Annotated in this window: 17 protein-coding genes; 15 read left to right on the top strand and 2 right to left on the bottom strand. The window is 47.7% G+C overall.

All coding sequences use genetic code 11. The annotated features are described in order from the left end of the window. Positions 1-10 precede the first annotated feature (10 nt). From nuoH to LQ567_RS12250, 14 genes are all read left to right on the top strand, one after another. On the top strand, positions 11-1,066 hold the full coding sequence (nuoH, locus tag LQ567_RS12315) for an NADH-quinone oxidoreductase subunit NuoH (protein ID WP_231004813.1): 1,056 nt from the start codon (positions 11-13) through the stop codon (positions 1,064-1,066). A 133-nt stretch (positions 1,067-1,199) separates the two neighbouring features. Further along, positions 1,200-1,757 carry an NADH-quinone oxidoreductase subunit NuoI gene (gene nuoI, locus LQ567_RS12310; RefSeq protein ID WP_231004812.1) on the top strand — a complete coding sequence of 186 codons (558 nt, stop codon included), beginning with the start codon at positions 1,200-1,202 and terminating at the stop codon, positions 1,755-1,757. A gap of 19 nt (positions 1,758-1,776) precedes the next feature. Then, positions 1,777-2,277 carry an NADH-quinone oxidoreductase subunit J family protein gene (locus LQ567_RS12305; RefSeq protein WP_231004811.1) on the top strand — a complete coding sequence of 167 codons (501 nt, stop codon included), beginning with the start codon at positions 1,777-1,779 and terminating at the stop codon, positions 2,275-2,277. A 113-nt stretch (positions 2,278-2,390) separates the two neighbouring features. Continuing rightward, the gene (nuoK, locus tag LQ567_RS12300) at positions 2,391-2,717 is read left to right on the top strand and encodes an NADH-quinone oxidoreductase subunit NuoK (RefSeq protein ID WP_231004810.1); all 327 of its coding nucleotides are present in this window, start codon (positions 2,391-2,393) and stop codon (positions 2,715-2,717) included. Between the two features lie 22 nt (positions 2,718-2,739). Next, positions 2,740-4,647: an NADH-quinone oxidoreductase subunit L gene (nuoL, locus tag LQ567_RS12295; RefSeq protein ID WP_231004809.1), complete on the top strand. Its 1,908-nt coding sequence runs from the start codon at positions 2,740-2,742 to the stop codon at positions 4,645-4,647. A 49-nt stretch (positions 4,648-4,696) separates the two neighbouring features. Then, complete coding sequence (locus LQ567_RS12290; protein ID WP_231004808.1) at positions 4,697-6,175, top strand: complex I subunit 4 family protein; 1,479 nt, start codon at positions 4,697-4,699, stop codon at positions 6,173-6,175. Between the two features lie 10 nt (positions 6,176-6,185). Beyond that, positions 6,186-7,559, top strand: coding sequence for an NADH-quinone oxidoreductase subunit N (locus LQ567_RS12285; RefSeq protein ID WP_231004807.1), 1,374 nt, complete (start codon positions 6,186-6,188; stop codon positions 7,557-7,559). A gap of 127 nt (positions 7,560-7,686) precedes the next feature. Then, a complete protein-coding gene (locus LQ567_RS12280) occupies positions 7,687-8,967 on the top strand; it encodes an ABC transporter permease (RefSeq protein ID WP_231004806.1) in 1,281 nt (426 codons plus the stop codon). Between the two features lie 229 nt (positions 8,968-9,196). After that, positions 9,197-10,051, top strand: a complete 855-nt coding sequence (locus LQ567_RS12275) for a MotA/TolQ/ExbB proton channel family protein (RefSeq protein WP_231004805.1) — start codon at positions 9,197-9,199, stop codon at positions 10,049-10,051. 69 nt (positions 10,052-10,120) lie between these two features. Beyond that, positions 10,121-10,774 (top strand): ExbD/TolR family protein, encoded by a 654-nt coding sequence (locus LQ567_RS12270; protein WP_231004804.1) that lies wholly within the window; start codon positions 10,121-10,123, stop codon positions 10,772-10,774. A gap of 37 nt (positions 10,775-10,811) precedes the next feature. Then, entirely contained in the window at positions 10,812-11,453 is a 642-nt protein-coding gene (locus LQ567_RS12265) for an ExbD/TolR family protein (RefSeq protein ID WP_231004803.1), read from the top strand. Between the two features lie 56 nt (positions 11,454-11,509). Continuing rightward, a complete protein-coding gene (locus LQ567_RS12260) occupies positions 11,510-12,337 on the top strand; it encodes an energy transducer TonB (RefSeq protein ID WP_231004802.1) in 828 nt (275 codons plus the stop codon). A gap of 129 nt (positions 12,338-12,466) precedes the next feature. Further along, positions 12,467-13,369 (top strand): hypothetical protein, encoded by a 903-nt coding sequence (locus tag LQ567_RS12255; protein WP_231004801.1) that lies wholly within the window; start codon positions 12,467-12,469, stop codon positions 13,367-13,369. Positions 13,370-13,427: 58 nt separating this feature from the next. Beyond that, the gene (locus tag LQ567_RS12250) at positions 13,428-14,366 is read left to right on the top strand and encodes a TIGR01777 family oxidoreductase (RefSeq protein WP_231004800.1); all 939 of its coding nucleotides are present in this window, start codon (positions 13,428-13,430) and stop codon (positions 14,364-14,366) included. Here the strand turns inward: LQ567_RS12250 and LQ567_RS12245 are convergent. Together LQ567_RS12245 and LQ567_RS12240 are read right to left on the bottom strand one after the other, a co-directional pair. Further along, positions 14,355-15,173 carry an ABC transporter permease gene (locus LQ567_RS12245; protein WP_231004799.1) on the bottom strand — a complete coding sequence of 273 codons (819 nt, stop codon included), beginning with the start codon at positions 15,171-15,173 and terminating at the stop codon, positions 14,355-14,357. The two genes, LQ567_RS12250 and LQ567_RS12245, sit on opposite strands and share 12 nt — an antisense overlap. Positions 15,174-15,227: 54 nt before the next feature. Beyond that, positions 15,228-16,142, bottom strand: a complete 915-nt coding sequence (locus LQ567_RS12240; protein ID WP_231004798.1) for an ABC transporter ATP-binding protein — start codon at positions 16,140-16,142, stop codon at positions 15,228-15,230. Positions 16,143-16,551: 409 nt separating this feature from the next. Between LQ567_RS12240 and LQ567_RS12235 the strand changes: the two genes are divergently transcribed. Further along, complete coding sequence (locus LQ567_RS12235) at positions 16,552-18,909, top strand: 3-hydroxyacyl-CoA dehydrogenase/enoyl-CoA hydratase family protein (protein ID WP_231004797.1); 2,358 nt, start codon at positions 16,552-16,554, stop codon at positions 18,907-18,909. The last annotated feature ends 44 nt before the right edge of the window (positions 18,910-18,953 follow it).

Raw genomic sequence — 18,953 nt, 5'->3', positions numbered from 1 at the left:
ATTTTTTAACATGTACTTACTGGCTATTGATTGGATTTTTATTATTGAGAAACTGGTGCTGATCGCTGCCATTGTTACCTTATCGATGGTAGTGGCCATGTATGCTACTTACGGTGAGCGGAAGGTTGCGGCCTTTATACAGGACCGTATCGGTCCCAACAGGGCGGGCCCCCTGGGATTGCTGCAGCCGCTGGCCGATGGCGGAAAGCTCTTTTTCAAAGAAGAGATCATTCCCCTGGCTTCTTCAAAATTCTTATTCATCCTGGGGCCCCTGCTGGCAATGGTTACTGCCCTGCTGACCAGCGCGGTCATTCCCTGGGGCGCTACAATGAATATCGGTAACCGCCAGGTTCCGCTGCAGGTAGCGGATGTAAACATCGGTATCCTTTATGTATTTGGAGTAGTGAGCCTGGGTGTTTATGGTATTATGCTGGGCGGATGGGCCTCCAACAATAAATTCTCGCTGCTGGCTGCCATCCGGGGAGCTTCGCAGATGGTTTCGTATGAACTGGCTATGGGTCTGTCGCTGATTGCGGTACTGATGCTCACCGGTTCGTTGCAGATGAGCGTTATTGTAGGCGAGCAATACAATTCCGTTTGGAATATCGTTTACCAGCCCATTGGCTTTATTATCTTTTTTATCTGTGCGCTGGCAGAAACAAACCGTACGCCTTTTGACCTTCCGGAGGCAGAAAATGAGCTGAACTTCGGGTATCACCAGGAGTATTCCAGTATGAAGCTGGGCTTCTATCTGTTTGCAGAATATATTAATATGTTCATCAGCGGCGTGATCATGGCCACCCTGTATTTTGGCGGGTACGATATCCCGTTCGTAAATGAGGTGAGCCTGGCACAGCATATCGGGGAAAACTGGGTGGCACTGCTTACCTTCCTTACCCTGATGGCCAAGGCGCTGTTCTTTGTATTTGTATTTATGTGGATCCGCTGGACCATCCCGCGTTTCCGCTTCGATCAGCTGATGCACCTGGGCTGGAAACGCCTCATACCGCTGGCACTGGCCAATATGATCATTACCGCATTGGTGATCCTTTGGTTGAAGAAATAGTAAGAAAGCAATAGTGAGGAGTGAATCGATGATGATAGCAATACGGGTGCACAAGTGTGCGACGCAAGCAGGCCGGGATGTAGACGGAGGCCGGCACCAAAAAATAAAAAAGTAAAGCGCTTTATAAAGAAACATGAGTGTACAATTAACAAACAGAAGCAAGCCCGTTGATCGCAGACCGATGAACTGGGTAGAGCGTTTATACCTGATCAATATTTTTAGGGGAATGGCGATCACGTTGAAGCATTTCTTTAAGAAAAAAGCCACCATAAAATATCCGGAGGAAACCCGGCCCTTCAGCAAGGTGTTCCGCGGGCTACAGATCCTGAACCGGGATGAGGAGGGCCGTGAACGGTGTACTGCTTGCGGACTTTGTGCCGTAGCCTGTCCGGCAGAAGCCATTACCATGGAGGCTGCAGAACGCCAGGAGGGCGAAGAAAACCTGTATCGCGAGGAGAAATATGCAGCAAAATATGAGATCAATATGCTACGCTGTATCTTCTGCGGGTATTGCGAAGAGGCTTGTCCTAAAGATGCCATTTACCTGTCGCAGACATTTACTCCTGCCAACTACCAGCGTAAAGGATTTATTTATAAAAAAGAAGATCTGCTGATCCCCAATCCGGTTACAGACCCGGAAGGCTATCAAAAGGCATTGGGAACCATCGGCAGGGAAAAAGAAGGTGTTTAAGGGTTAATTAAGAAACGAAATGAATATTACGCAACTACTATTCTGGATACTAACGGTGATTGCCATAGGCAGCGCGCTGATGATTGTGACCAGCAAAAATCCTGTTTACAGTGTATTGGGATTGATCGTGACCTTTTTTGCCATTTCCGGTCATTATATTTTGATGAATGCACAATTTCTGGCCATTGTAAATATTATTGTTTACGCCGGTGCCATTATGGTGCTGTTCCTTTTTGTGATTATGCTGATGAACCTGAGCAGGGCTACGGAAACGCTTAAGAACAAATGGCTGCAGATTGTAGGCGCCATTGCCGGCAGCTGCCTGTTCCTGGTGTTGGTTGCCGCTTTAAAGAATACAGAAGTAAAGAAGAACCTGGTGGAAATGGGAACGGGTGATATCGGGCTGGTAAAAAGCCTGGGACGGGAACTGTTCACCACGTTTGTGATCCCGTTTGAGATCAGCAGTGTGCTGTTTTTAAGCGCTATGATCGGTTCCGTGGTAATTGGTAAGAAGGAATAAGATAATAAATTTCAAATCCTAAATTCTAAATCTCAATTCTGGAATCTCAATTCTGAAATCTCGAATCTGAAATCTGAAGTCTCAAATCTGAAAACTGAAAACTCAAATCTCAAATGCCAATAAATTATTACATCACCCTCGCTCTTTGTTTGTTTGCCATAGGCGTGGTAGGGGTGTTAACACGCAGGAACGCTATTATTGTTTTTATGTGTATTGAGTTGATGCTGAACGCGGTGAACCTGTTGCTGGTAGCATTCTCCAAAATGCATCACCTGACAAAAGGGGCGGCCGCCACGGCAGGTTCGGACGGACAATTGTTTGTGTTCTTTATCATGGTAGTGGCCGCAGCAGAAGTAAGTGTGGGGCTGGCGATCATTGTAATGATGTACCGGAATGTGCACTCGATCAATATTAATTTCTTAAACAGGCTGAAACATTAATTGCGCCGGCATTCTTTTTATTATGAATAATGTGTTAGATATCGTTTATTGGATCCCGCTGTTACCATTACTGGGCTGTATCATAAACGGACTGGGAAGAAAAAGCTTATCAAAGGGTGCCGTGGGCTTCATCGGCAGTGGTGTGATCCTGGCTTCTTTTATACTCAGCCTCTGGGTGTTTTTTCAGGTGCGGGGTGGGAATGTGCATACCGCCGAATATTTTCCTTTTATTAATGTGGGTAATCTGAAGATCCCCTTTGCCTTCCAGATCGATCAGTTATCCGCCATCTGGCTGCTGATCATCACCGGCATCGGGTTCCTGATCCATGTATATTCTACCTCTTACATGCATGATGAAAAGCCGGAGCATTTCGGGCGGTATTTTGCCTACCTGAACCTGTTCGTTTTTTCGATGCTGCTGCTGGTAATGGGCGCCAATTTTGTGATCATGTTCATCGGCTGGGAAGGCGTAGGGCTTTGTTCCTACCTGTTGATCGGTTTCTGGTTTAAGAAAAAAGAATACAGTAAAGCGGCCAATAAGGCCTTTATCATGAACCGTGTGGGTGACCTGGCCTTTTTGATCGCATTGTTCATCCTTATCAGCAAATTAGGTACCACTACCTTTAGCGAGATCTTCACACCGGCATCCCTTGCAAAGCTATCTGCTAAAGAAATCAGCGCGATTACTTTACTCTTGTTTATAGGCGCTACCGGCAAAAGTGCCCAGATCCCGTTGTATACCTGGTTACCCGATGCGATGGCCGGTCCAACTCCGGTATCGGCCCTGATTCACGCCGCTACGATGGTTACTGCGGGCATTTATATGATTGCCCGGGCTAACCTGTTGTTTTCCATGGCTCCTTCTACACTCAATATTATTGCAATCATTGGTATTGCTACTGCCCTGCTGGCCGCTACCATTGCGTTAAAGCAGAACGATATCAAAAAAGTACTGGCCTATTCCACGGTGAGCCAGCTGGGTTATATGTTCCTGGCCCTGGGAAGCGGCGCCTATGTGGCCGCGGTATTCCATGTAATGACGCATGCTTTCTTTAAGGCCTTGTTGTTCCTTGGCAGCGGTAGTGTGATCCATGCCATGGGGGGAGAGCAGGATATGCGTAAAATGGGTGGGTTGTCAAAGTACATGAAAATAACCAATCTTACTTTTTTACTGGGCTGCCTCGCTATCGCCGGTATCCCAGGTTTCTCCGGCTTCTTTTCAAAAGATGAGATCCTGGCCGGCGCTTTTGCCAAGTCACCGGTACTCTATGCGCTGGGTTTGCTGGGGGCCTTATTAACCGCCTTCTATATGTTCCGGTTATATGCCACTACGTTTAAAGGAAGTTTCCGCGGTACGCATGAGCAGGAACATCACCTGCATGAGAGCCCTGCGGCCATCACCATTCCGTTGATCATCCTCGCCATCCTTTCGGTGGTAGGTGGCTTTGTGGGCGTGCCGGAATTTATGGCGCACGGGGCACATGCATTGTCGGATTTCCTGCATCCGATTTTTAAAGATTCCTACGCCCTGCTGCCGGTTCATGAAGCAGATCATAGCACCGAGTGGGGATTGGCCGGACTATCTTCCGTTCTTATTATCGTTACCGTGATCATCGCCTGGACCCGTTTTTCGAAGAAGCCGGACCTGGAACCCGCTTCCGGCCTTGGAAAAGTATTGGAGAACAAATGGTATGTGGATGAACTGTACGATACTGTGATCGTAAAACCGCTTAATAAACTGGGTTCCTTCCTGGGGAATGTGGTGGATAAACGGATTGTGGACGGCGCTGTAAACGGGGTAGGGCGGTTGGTACGCTATGGCAGCCGCCAGTTGCGCTGGGTTCAGAGCGGGCAAACCGGCTCTTATATTTTAATGATGGTGCTGGGAATGGTACTGGTTTTTGTGGTGCAGTTTTTCTTGAGAAAATAACCTGGGATCCGGGACTGAAATTTAGAATTTAGAATTTGAAATTTGACATATGATCGCATTGTTGTTGATACTGGTGCCTTTAGTGAGCGGATTGGCTACTTTTTTAATAAAGAAAGAAGAGCAGGTGCGAACCTGGTCATTACTGGCAGCCATTATTACGTTTATCATTGCCATATTGGGTGTGGCGGTATATACCACTAACTGGACGTTCAGGGCCGATTGGATGGGGTTATTGAACAGCAGCTTTTCGCTGAAGGGGGATGGTATGGGCATCATGCTTTGCCTGCTAACCGCTCTTTGTTATCCCGTTATTTTTCTTTCAACCTGGACCACTGCGTATAAAAAAGTCAATAACTTTTTCGGCCTGATGTTGCTGGCGCAGGCAGGTTTGATGGGCGTATTCCTGGCGATGGATGCGCTGTTGTTTTATTTTTTCTGGGAGCTGGCCCTCATCCCCGTGTATTTTATCTGCTCTCAATGGGGTGGCGAAAAACGCATCGCGGTTACCTTTAAGTTCTTCATCTACACATTTATCGGTTCTTTGTTGATGCTGGTGGGCATCCTTTATGTGTATTCCCATACACCTGGCCATTCTTTTGATATCGAGGCATTTTATAAATCCGGTCTTTCAATGAAAGAACAAACCTGGTTATTCTGGTTGTTCTTTATCGCTTTTGCCGTAAAAATGCCCATATTCCCGTTCCATACCTGGCAACCGGATACCTATCAGCAGTCGCCCACGGCTGCCACCATGGTACTCAGTGCTTTAATGGTAAAGATGGGAGTACTGGGTTTGCTGCGCTGGCTGCTGCCCGTGTTTCCGATCGCCTCTTATTTGAACGGGGATACCATTTCCCTGCTGGCCGTAACGGGTATCATCTATGCTTCGCTGATTGCGATGCGGCAGGATGATATGAAGCGGCTGGTGGCTTACTCCTCCATCGCGCATATCGGGTTGATGTGTGCTGCTGTTTTTGCCGAAGACAAAAGCGCGTTGCAGGGCACCATGATCCAGATGTTCTCCCACGGGATCAATATCCTGGGAATGTGGATGGTGGTAGCGATCATTGAACGAAAATTTGGTACCGTAAAAATATCTGCGCTGGGTGGCATTGCTCAAAAAGCCCCGGCACTTACGTTCTTCTTTGTGATCATCGCATTTGCCAACATAGCCTTGCCGTTGACCAATGCCTTTATCGGGGAATTCCTGATGTTCAAGGGCATCTTAGGATCAAAAGTGTCTCAAAATGGGATATGGATCATGGCCGCCGCAGGTGTGGGTATTATTCTGGGTGCGGTTTACACGCTTCGCATGGGGCGTAAGGTATTCTTTGGCGAAACCAATACGCTCACTGAAAAGGGAACCGATATCGCCTTTCACGAAAAGGCCCTTCTTATAATTATCATCGGCGCCATTTTAATTGTGGGCATCTACCCGCAGCCTTTTTTAAACGCAGTCGATCAGACCAGTCAATCCATTTTAAAAAATTCAGACGTGCTTCCCATGTTGATGAAGCAGAAGCATTAAGAGAAACGATATGAACGCAGTATTACTATCAGGCTTATTAGGTGTTGTGATGATGTTCGCCAGCTTTTTGTTTAAAACAAAGGCCCCGGTGCGCATGCTGGCTATTTTAGGCATCTTGCTGTTGCTGGTTGTCAATATCCTGGAATCAAAAGGTGTCCGGCTCTTTCATCTGAACACGACCGGTTTTCTTTCTTTTAGCAGTTACGCTTTGTTTTTTAATTCGATTGCCATTGCCTGTACCCTGGTTTATTTCCTCATTTCGTCCAAGGACATGCAGAAGGCCGGCAATCATTACGCTGAATATTTTGCGCTGATCTTTTTTATCCTCACGGGTATTTTCCTGGTTACATCCTTTACCAACCTGCTGATGCTCTTCCTGGGCATTGAGATCATTTCCATCCCGTTATATATCCTTACCGGTGCTGCAAAGAAAGACCTGAAAAGCAATGAGGCCGCTTTGAAGTACCTGTTGATGGGGGCATTTTCAACAGGCATTATGCTGCTGGGAATTGCCTTTATTTATGGGGCAACCGGTACGTTTGAAATTGCTAACATGAACATTGCCGGACTGGCAAAATCCAACCTGCTTACTGCCGGTATGCTGCTGTTATTGTTTTCTATGTGCTTTAAAGTATCCGTGGCTCCGTTTCATTTCTGGACGCCCGATGTATATGATGGTGCACCTACCGTTTTCACTTCCTTTATGGCCACCGTTGTGAAGGTAGGCATCTTTGCAGGGTTCCTGCACCTGTTTTACAGTGGATTTGAAACGGTGGCTGTCCAATGGAAGCTTTGGCTGGCCATTCTGGCGGCGCTGACGCTGTTTGTAGGTAATATCACTGCTGTGTTCCAGCAAAGCGTAAAACGCATGCTGGCGTACTCCAGTATCGCCCAGGCCGGCTTTATGCTGTTTGCTCTGGTGGCGCTCAATGAAACAGGACATGAAGGCCTGCTGCTCTATGCCATTGCCTACAGCCTGGCTACGATCGGTATTTTTGGGGTGATCGCGAAGATGACGGATTATTCGTTCGATGGGTTTAACGGGCTTGCTACGCATCAGCCGCTGGTGGCATTATGCGTTACGATCTTTATGCTCTCTTTGGCCGGTATACCGCTGTCTGCGGGGTTCCTGGCCAAGTTCTATATGCTGAAAGCCGTGATCCAGTCTGGCGATTACCTGTGGCTGGTAATCTTCGGAGTACTGATGGCGGCTGTTAGTGCGTATTATTATTTCCGGGTGATACAGGCCATGTACTTTAAGCAGGGCCCCAATCATTTTTCGGGGATCAGCAGTTTTGAAAAATATGTGCTGGTAGGTATTTGTATACTCATCGTTTTCACCGGACTGTTTCCGAATGTGATCTTTAGCTGGCTGTATTTTTAGGATTGAGCTGTCAGACTTCAGTGTTCAGATATCAGACATCAGATATCAGATTTGAGATATCAGATTTCAGATTAATCTGATAGCTCGATTCTCAATGCTGACATCTCAAATCTCGTAACTTAGCAGGGTGAAATTTATCGACACATTGCTGCTTGCGTTCCGCACTGTTAAAAGCAACCGGCTGCGTACCGGTCTTACGGTAACCATTATTGCATTCGGCATTATGGCACTGGTGGGTATTATTACCGCCATCAAGGCGATGAACCAAAAATTTTCTGAGAGCTTTTCGTCTATGGGGGCCAATGGATTTACCATTCGTTTCAAGGAACGCAATATGAATTTTGGCGGAGGCAGAGGCGATGATCTGGCTGTTTCAAAAAAAGGAAAAAAGGAAAAACAATCCAATCTCAATAAGGTCATTACCCGCGAACAGGCCGAATATTTCATCAGTCATTATCATTTTCCGGGTGCGATGGCGGGTATTTCGGTATTTGGCGGCCGGAGCAATATCATGTCGTTTGGCGATAAAAAAACAAGTCCGAATGTAGTATTGATGGCAGGGGATGAAAACTATCTGAACCTCAACGCGTATAAGGTTTTATACGGGCGCAATTTTACGGCCGGCGAAATCCGGGGCGCGCAGAACCTTTGTGTACTAGGGTTTGACGTAGCCAAAAGCTTTTTCGGCGAGGCCATGGATAAAGGCATCAACACCACGGTGCGCATTAATAATATGCCCTACCGGGTGCTTGGGATCCTCGAAGGGAAGGGCTCTACCTTTGGTTTCAGCAGGGATAATATGGTGGTAACGGGGTATCCGAACTGGGCCCGGAATTTTGGCAATACCACCGCTTCCTACGTCATTGCGGTAAAAGTAAACGATCTGAAGCAGCTGGATGCCGCGATGGGAGAAGCCGAAAGTCTTTTCCGCCCGATACGGAAAAACAGCATTACCGAGGCCAGCAATTTTGCCATGGATCGCAGCGACAGTGCGGTTCAAACGGCGATGAATGTATTGCGGTATATCCGGTGGGCCGCCATTGTGATCGGCGTGATAACGCTCCTGGGGGCCGCCATCGGGCTTATGAACATCATGTTGGTTTCCGTTTCCGAACGCACGAAAGAAGTAGGCCTGATAAAAGCCATCGGGGGAAAGAAACAATCGGTGAAAACCCAGTTCCTGCTGGAGGCCATCATCATCAGTATATTGGGCGCATTATTGGGTATCCTGCTGGGTATCATTGTAGGAAACCTGTTTTCACTGGTGCTGAATACCGGTTTTGTGGTACCCTGGGATTGGGTGGCATACGGAATTGTCATTTGTACAATTGTAGGCCTGGCGGCGGGCATTTACCCGGCTGTAAAAGCGGGCAGATTGAACCCCATAGAGGCGTTGCGCTATGAATAAGAAAACGCAATCCGGAAGCTATTTTTTTGAATGTCGTAAAATGAATGACGGGGTTAAATAAATTTCCGTCAATACTTTTTTGATTTTTTTGAGTTTTTATAAAAAAGCTTTAACTTCAAACAGTTAAAAAAAAATAATGACGAAAAATTTTGTTGTTAGATTTTTTTTGTTAGAATTGTACACTCAAACAAACTTGTTCAATATTTAAAAAACTAAAAAAACTAAGATCATGGCTGAGACAAATCAAGCGAAGCCCGTAACGGCTACTACTTCTGTTCAACCTAAAAAAAGCAGTAATCTGATTTCGTGGGTTGCGCCCATTCTGTGTATTGTTGCTGGGTATTGCATATGGCGTTTTGTAATTGGTGCTGACAGTGGGTTTGCACAGCCAGACAGTGCAGGTGGATTTTGGCCTAACCACAAAGGTCCCAAAGGAGCATTTCACCGTATTTATGAGGGTGGTATCATCGTACCGCTGCTGATCGGTATGTTGTTAATGGTAATTGTGTTTGCTATTGAAAGGTTCCTGACCATCGCAAAAGCACTGGGTAAAGGAAACATCAGCAATTTTATCCGCAAAGTACAGTATCACCTGGCGAATAAAAATGTAGACGCTGCCATTGCAGAGTGCGACAAACAAAAAGGTTCTGTAGGTAATGTAATGAAAGCAGGTCTGCGTCGTTACAAAGAAATGATCGGCGAATCCGGTCTGGAAACCGAGCAAAAAATTGCAGCAATCCAAAAAGAAGTGGAAGAAGCTACCGCACTGGAACTTCCCATGCTGCAGAAAAACCTGGTGTTCTTATCAACAATCGTATCTACCGGTACGCTGATCGCGTTATTGGGTACGGTAATGGGTATGATCAAATCGTTCTCTAACCTGGGTGAAGGCGGCGGCGGTAACGCAGCAGAACTGGCGATTGGTATCTCTGAGGCCCTGTATAACACGGCATTAGGTATCGGTACTTCAGCTCTGGCGTTGATCATCTATAACATGCTTACAACCCGTATTGACAGCATTACTTATGGTATTGACGAATCTGGTTTTACCCTGACTCAATCCTTTGCTTCCCTGTACAAATAATGTGCAGCGGAACAAAGATTTTTATGGAATAAAGCAGATTTTTCGTCTTATATCAAAATTGAGTCAATAATGGCAAAAGCAAAAATACAAAAGAAGTCAACGGATACGGATATGACACCCTTCGTGGATGTGGCATTCCTGATCCTGTCCTTCTTTATCATGGCTACAAAATTCAAGCCGTCAGAACCGGTTCCCATCGAAACACCGAATTCTGTTGCATCCCAGGTAATGCCCGATAACAATGCTGTTATGATGAGTATTGATAAGGATAACAAGGTTTATTTTTCGGTGATGTCTAAGTCTGATATTCAAAAGGGCAAGGACATCATTAAGGAAGCCGCTAAAAGAGCAGGGGTCACCCTTACCGATGCGGATCTGAGCCAGTACCAGGATGGAGAAATGATCGGGATGCCTTTTAATAAAATAAAAGGATACCTAGCGCTTCCCCCCGCCCAGCGGGCAAAGGTTGCCCAGGATGGGATTCCTGTAAAAGATTCTGCCACCAGCGAATTGGTAAACTGGATCGGGGCTGCGAAGTATGTTTTCTCCGGAGATCAACTGAAGTACCTTGTGAAAGGCGATAACTCTTCAAAGTATCCAACCTTTGGTGCAATTATCGATGCCATGAAGCGCAACGATGAGCAGAAATACAACCTGGTAACTATGCCGCAGGATGCGCCTGCAGGTACCGAATTGTACCAGGAGCGGTTAAAGGGAAAATAAATTCAATTACTTACATAACCAGTAAAAAGAAAAAATTATGGCAAGTTTAGATACTGGCGGTGATGACGGGCATAAGAAAGGCCCCGGGGTCAAGAAGGCCAAAAAACAAAGCACCCGGGTGGATATGACCCCGATGGTGGATCTGGGCTTCCTGCTGATTACCTTCTTTATTTTTACGGCTACAATGAGCAATCCTACCACAATGGACCTGAACATGCCGAAGGATACAGATAAGAAGGATGAGGAAACCAAGATCAAACAATCGGGCTCTTTGTCGGTAATCCTGGCCAAGGATAACAAGATCTTCTACTATGAGGGGGATCTGGATCCCACGGGCTCAAATTTCAAAAATGCTACGTATAAGGATATCCGCGATGAGATCATCCGTAAGAAAAGAGAGGTGATTTCCCGTTATGTAACCGATCCGGCTTGTGAAAATGAGGCCCGGTCAAAAGGGAAATCGATCGACGATTGTAAGCAGAAGGACTTTTTCGTAGTGATTAAACCCACGGATGATGCTACGTACAAGAACGTAGTAGACATGCTGGATGAGATGACGATCAATAAAGTTTCCCGCTATGCATTGGTAAAACCTTTCGATACAGAACTGGACGCTGTTCGTTTGTCTGGCGGAGGTGGCGGAACTGCTGCTCCGGCGGCAACTCCACCGGCTAAATAGAAGATTCCGTATGGAATTTTTAGAAACATGCATCATATTAAAAACGTAATTAGATAATGGAAGCCAATAAAATTTTATCCTCTGATCTTCTGGATATCGTGTTTGAAGGGCGGAACAAGGAATACGGGGCGTACGAGCTCCGCCGCACCTACAACAAACGCGTCTGGAAAGCGCTGGGTATAACAGTTATAGCCGCTGTGGTTATTGCTGGTCTGGTAGTGTTGAAAAGCCAGATGAAACCCCCGGCTCAGGAGAAAGTAAAGATGGAGGAAGTAACCATTCAGGAAATTAAACAAGAGGAAAAGAAGGAAGAACCGCCACCGCCACCTCCTCCCCCTCCAAAACAGGAGCCACCTCCAAAAATTGAAACCAAGGCGTTTACTCCTCCCAAAATTGTAAAAGATGAGGAAGTAAAAGAGCCGCCACCCGTTCAGGAAGAGTTAAAGGATACCAAGATCGGTACCATTAACCAGGAGGGTGTTAAAGATGTAGGTATTGTTGTACCACCTGCCGGTGTGGACGGTGGGAAAGGGATCGTAGAAACAAAACCTGTAGAAAAGGAACCCGAGATCTTTACAAAAGTGGAAAAAGATGCGCAATATCCGGGCGACTGGTCGCGCTATCTGACCACCAACCTGAGAGGGGAAGTGCCCGTGGAAAACGGAGCATCACCCGGTAACTACCAGGTAATTGTTCAGTTTGTTGTGGACGTTCAGGGCAACGTGAGCGATGTAAAAGTTATCAAGGATCCGGGATTTGGAATGGGTGCAGAAGCTGTACGTGTAATTAAAAAATCCGGTAAATGGAAACCCGCTATCCAGAACGGACGGGAAGTAAAAGCTTACCGGAAACAGCCGATCACCTTCCAGGTAACAGAAGGATAGGTCCTGATCATATTGAATTTGAAATCCTCATTTGTAAAAATGGGGATTTTTTAATGGTATAATTGTTGAGGTTAAGGTTTATTATTTTTTCGCTGGTTCTCTATTGTTCATTATTTAAAACAAAACAGGATGGCAAAGAAAAAAAAATCGGCATCAAAAAAAGGAAGTGCTTCCAGTAAGGACTCCAAGAAAAAGACGAATGCTAAAACTGCCCGGTCTGCTCCAGGAAAAATAGAGCTAAAAAAAACAACTGCAAAGAAACCGGATTCCAAAAAGAAAAAAGATAAAGATACGTCTTCTAAAAAAGCCGAAAAGAAGGCAAAGAAAGAGGCTGCCGGTAAGCTGAAGCAAAAAGGCAGGGAGCTGAAGAAGGCGATAAAGAAGGAAAAAAAGAAGGCGGATAAAAAAGCAGCCCGCTCTGTACCGGTTCCTGCTGTTACTGAAGCCAGGAGTGCAGCTGCAAAGTCAACACCAACCGGTAACACAAAGGCCGCTGCAAAAAAAGCACCGGCGAAGAAAGCACCCGTGAAAAAGGCGGCAGCCAAAAAAGTTCCTGCGAAAGCAACCCCGGCAGCTGCAAAAAAAACGGTCTCCAAAAAAACGGCCGCCAAAAAGAAAACAGCCAATCCGGCCCCGGCGTCAAAGGCGGCTGCCAAAAAAGCGCCTGTTAAAAAGAGTGCAGCAACCCCGGCGGCTAAAAAACGGGCTCCTGGAAAAGCAAAAAATGCGGCCAAACCCGTAAACAAAAAAGCAACAGCACTTCCGGAGCGGGAAGAGCCGATCATCGCCGCTCCGCTTATGGAACCATCGGAGTTGAGTGAGGTAGCAGATATTAATAAGGAGGTGATCGATGAGCTCCTGCCGGAAGATGCGGGTGCTGCGGGAGCGGAAGCACAACGACCCGATCCGGTTCCGGATGCATTTAAAGAAAAACCGCATGATCCCTTGCATGGTCCCCATGATCCGATGCAGGGGAAGGGAATGAATATGCCTTTGCCCAAAAAGCCCTTGGGCGGCTCCCGAAAAAAATAAATAACTGAACGTGTATAAAACCCGCAATACAGGCGGGTTTTATTTTAACCGGCAAGGAATGAAAGTAATTGTAACCGGGGGAACCGGAATGATTGGAACGGCTGTTGTAAACCGGCTTCTGGAGCGTGGATACCAGGTAATGGTATTTACCCGGAAAAAGGGACTGCCGGCAGATACAGAGAAGGCGTTGTCGTATCATTATTGGAATGTGGATGCCGGGGAAATTGACCGGGAGGCAGTGTTGACGGCAGATGCGATCATTCATCTGGCGGGTGCCGGCGTAATGGATCGTCCCTGGTCTGCCAAACGCAAGAACGTAATCGTTAACAGCCGTGTGCAAAGCGGGCAGTTGCTTGCAGACACGCTCCTCAGTGCGCCCAACCGGTTAAAGGTACTGGTTAGCGCCGCTGCAACAGGGTGGTATGGCGCGGACCCGGAGGTGCCAAACCCGGCTCCTTTTACAGAAGCATGGCCTGCCGCGCCGGACTTTCTGGGAGCGTGCTGCCGGAAATGGGAAGAGAGTACCGAAGACCTGGTTCAAATTGGTATCCGGGTGGTGCATCTCAGAACAGGGATTGTGCTGGGCCCCGGCGGAGGCGTACTGGCTGCCTTAAAGCAGGCCCTTAAATGGAGGCTTGCGGTGATACCCGGTAACGGCCGGCAGGTGATCAGCTGGATCCACCTGGATGACCTGGTAAGCCTGTACCAGGCAGCTATGGAACAGGCGGTATACAAAGGTTCGTTGAATGCGGTAGCTCCGTATCCGGTTTCCAATGCCCAACTGGTACAGACGCTGGCCGTAGCGCGCTATGGGACTGCTTTTATGACCATTCACATACCCGCTGTAGCACTGAAATGGACACTGGGAGAACGGGGATCTGAAGCACTTAAAAGCTGCACGGTAAGTGCACAGCAATTGCTGGCCTGCGGGTTTGAATTCCGCTATCCGGATATACAGGCTGCGGCCCGTGCACTAATGACCGCATCAGGTTTTTAGATCGGTACGTTTATAGTACCGGATGATTCCGTAAATCATCAGGATGCCATAGACGGCTGCTGTAATCAGCAGACTGAGATCGGAGACGCTGCGGGTTTCTACCACGCTTGGTTTAAAGGGATTGGGAACCAGGGAATCGGTACTCTCCAGCGGAAGAAAATAACCCACCTGTCCCTTACGGAATGTAAGCGCCAGCCATAGCAGGTTGTCAATAACAAATACATAACCAAAATATAGCACGATCGCCAGCCCCGTTCGCTTAATGAATATTGCAACCAGAAAGGCAACGATCAGGTACAGGGTGGCCATCATTGCATAATAGCCCACATAGTAAACGTTCTCAAAAATAGAGGCGGATGAAAGATCGGGTGTAAACAGCAACCCGCACACCAATCCGCACAGGAACACCATCACCGTGGTGGTGACTACAAAAAAGATCAGCAGGGTTAGTTTGGCCTTGATATAATCCATCCGGCTCCAACCGTCGATAATGTTCTGCCGGTGCGTTCTGTATTGCACTTCGTTTGTGATAAGCAGGATAAAGAGCATGCCGATAATAACAAAGAACATTCCCCCGAACCACGCCGCACCGTGCCAGGTATTGGGAAATACAAAGGGAGAACTGAACATCCGTTTCAAGACGGCGCCTTCAATACTTTTACCGGCAATCTGATCAAACTGGCGCATGAACTGCTGGGCCGTGAGCAGGAACATCGATGGGAGAAAGATAAAGAAGGAGCCAAACAGGATCCAGAATGTGCGGTAGTTTTTTATTTTCAGCCATTCTGTTTTAAAAAGTTGTAGCATATCGATGGGAGTTATATGAATAATGGGCGTGCAGTTGGATATCAAACGGGGCATTTACTGGTCGCTGCGGGAGCCGGTGATTTCGAGGAAGCGTGTTTCGAGACTTTTCTTTTTTAGTGCCAGGTAGCTAAGTGTGATGCCTTTTTCAAAGCAATACCGGTTTACCAGTTGTGGCGTCAGTTCCGCTGTGCCAATCAGTTGAAGCATGGACGGTGTGCCGGTCACTTCTGTTACCTGTTGTAAACCGGTGATTACCTCCCGCAGCAGCTGCAGGTCTTCAGCAACGATTTCTATGATCCGCTCCGGTGCCGGTCCATCCGTATGCAATACGTCATTTACCGTACCGCTTGCTTTTACATTTCCTTTTTGAATAATGGTTACATGCGTGCATACTTTTTCCACTTCATCCAGTATATGACTGGCCATAATGATGGTTTTCCCCGATGCATGCAGCTGCCGGATCAGGGACCGGATCTCTGCAATTCCGGCGGGATCCAGTCCGTTGGTAGGTTCATCCAGCACCAGCACCTGCGGGTCGCCCAGCAGGGCGGATGCAATGGCCAGGCGCTGCTTCATTCCCAGGGAATAGGTGCTGAAAGCAGACTGCCTGCGTTCAAAGAGGTTCACGATTTTTAAAACCCGGGGAATATCCTCCGTGCTGTAGCCTTTGATGGAGGCGGCTATTTCCAGGTTTCGCTCTGCACTCAGGTAGGGATAAAAGTTGGGTGTTTCCAGCAGGGTGCCGATACGTTTGCGCTGCGCTTCACTTCCGCTCTGCCCGTTCCATAAATAGCTGCCGGAACTGGCTTCCAGCACATTCATCACAATGCCCAGCAACGTGGTTTTTCCGCTGCCATTGGGCCCCAGGATGCCGTATACGGAACCTGGGGGAACTTCGATGTTTACCTGGTTCAATGCCTGTACAGCGCCGTAGTTTTTTGAAAGGTTGTTGGTAGATAATACATGCATACCTCGTTGGTTGGGTTTAACAGATTCAAATGTATCACTAATTGATCCCACACAAGAAATAAAATCGGCAAAGCTACAGCCGGAACAGGTAAACACCCAAAGCCGTCTTCCGGCAATGCGGTTGTAAGCCGCTGAAACCGGGGATCAGCGGGCATTGTACCCATAAAAGTAAAGCATCAGCGGTATGAAAACCGGCGGATGTGCTCCTTTTTTCCGGCGGTTAGTTTTTTGAATGTTGCTGTTTTTCTCCTTACCTTCACAGTAGATAGTTGTTTATCTAACTAATTGTTGTTTGTATACGATTTCAACGGAAAGTTGCCGGGTGTTAACAGCTGCATGGCCTTACGCACTGACTGAAACGCAACCGGCTGCTGCCTCCCGTTACAACAGTTAAATATATTTATTGAATATGAAAAGGATCATCAAACGTGTTGCCGTTCTTGGAAGCGGGGTAATGGGATCGCGCATCGCCTGTCATTTTGCAGGAACAGGCATTCCGGTATTGCTGCTGGATATCGCTGCGGAAGGTGCCGATAAAAATAAGATTGTAAAGGATGCCCTGGCGGCAGCTGTTAAAAGCAGTCCCTCTCCCGTATATACAAAGGACGCGGTAAAAAAGATCGCCACCGGCAATTTTGATGAGGACCTGGAAAAGATAGCCGGTTGCGACTGGGTCATTGAGGTAGTGGTGGAACGGCTGGATATTAAACAACAACTCTTTGAAAAGGTAGAGCAATACCGCAGGCCGGGAACCCTCATTACTTCCAATACCTCGGGTATCCCGATCCATCTGATGACAGCGGGCAGGAGCGCCGATTTTAAAAAACATTTTTGCGGTACGCATTTCTTCAATCCGCCGCGCTATCTGCGGTTGCTGGAAATCATTCCTACTCCGGATACGGACCCTGAGGTAACTGATTTCCTCATGGAATTTGGCGATCGCATCCTCGGTAAAACCACGGTGCTTTGTAAAGACACACCGGCATTTATTGCCAATCGCGTGGGTGTATTCAGCATCATGGCGGTCTTTTCGCTGATGGACCAGCTTGGGTTGGGTATTGATGAAATTGAGGCGCTGACGGGGCCGGTGATCGGCCGCCCGAAATCGGCCACATTCCGTACGGCAGATGTGGTGGGTATCGATACCCTGGTAAAAGTGGCCAACGGTGTATTTGAAAATTGTCCGGGGGATGAAGCCAAGCAATTATTCGTGATTCCCGCATGGCTGGAGCAAATGGTTACCAATAAATGGCTGGGCGACAAAACCGGGCAGGGATTTTTTAAGAAGATAAAAAACGACAAAGGTGCTTCGGAGATCTTAACACTGGATCTGAAAACTTTTGAATACGGTCCGCGGGTAAAACCAAAGTTTGCGAGTCTTGAGGCGGCAAAATTGATTGAATCACTGCCTGCCAAATTGAAAATGCTCCTGGGTGGCCAGGATAAGGCAGGTGAATTTTACCGGCAGTTCCATTATCGTTTATTTGCCTATGTAAGTCACCGGATACCGGAGATCAGTGATGAGCTGTACCGGATTGATGATGCCATGAAGGCCGGCTTTGGCTGGGAGATCGGTCCTTTTGAAAGCTGGGATGCTGTAGGGGTGGCTAAAACGGCAGCAGCCATGAAGGCCGCCGGTTTTCCCGTAGCTGCCTGGGTGGAGGAAATGCTGGCGGCAGGACATCAAACTTTTTATACCATTGAAAACGGTAAGCGGAAGGCCTACGATCCGGCTACCCAAACGTATAAGCTGTTGCCCGGAAGCGAAGCCTTTATTATTTTGAGCAATTACAGCGATCAGCTTGTATGGAAGAATAACAGTTGCCGCTTGTATGATATCGGTGACGCTGTGCTGGCTCTTCAATGGAATACCAAGATGGGCACCATTGGCGGGGACGTGCTTAGCGGTATCCAGACTTCTATTGAAAAGGCGGAGAAGAATTTTAAAGGCCTGGTGATTGCCAATGAAGGCGCTAATTTTTCTGCCGGAGCCAATGTGGGAATGATCTTTATGCTGGCGATAGAACAGGAGTATGATGAGCTGGATATGGCCGTACGCCTGTTTCAGAATACGACCATGCGTGCCCGGTATGCATCGGTTCCGGTGGTTGTGGCACCCCACGGCCTGGCACTGGGTGGCGGCTGTGAACTGAGCCTGCATGCGGATAAAGTATGTGCAGCAGCAGAAACGTATACCGGCCTGGTAGAATTGGGGGTGGGACTGATTCCCGGTGGTGGCGGAACAAAAGAATTTGCATTGCGCGCGGCCGACGAGGTGCAGCATGGCGAGCCCGACAATATTCCGTTGCAGAACCGCTTTCTGACCATTGCAACAGCCAAAGTGAGCACATCGGCAGCCGAAGCGTTTGAGCTGGGTATCTACCGGCACGGAACGGATGTGGTGGTGCCCAACCAGGACCGCCGGATCGCAGAAGCCAAGCGGAGCGTAACCGAGTTGTACGACAGCGGTTATGTAGCACCCGTTCCAAGAACCGATATCCGGGTACTGGGCCGGAGCGCGCTGGGTGCGCTGCTGGCAGGTATCAATGGCATGCAGAAGGGAAACTATGCAACCGATCATGATGCACTGGTGGCGAAGAAACTTGCTTACGTGATGTGCGGCGGAGATCTTAGCGAGCCCACCCTGGTATCTGAGCAATACCTGCTCGACCTGGAGCGCCAAAACTTTTTATCGCTTTGTGGTGAACGTAAAACGCTGGAACGCCTGCAAAGTGTGATCAAGACCGGGAAGCCGGTAAGGAATTAAAACATGTTGCCGCAGTTTATGATTGGATCGGCCGGAGTGCTGCT

It is taken from the genome of Niabella pedocola, assembly GCF_021044425.1.
Lineage (GTDB): Bacteria > Bacteroidota > Bacteroidia > Chitinophagales > Chitinophagaceae > Niabella > Niabella pedocola.
This window is presented reverse-complemented; position numbering and strand designations above follow the sequence as displayed.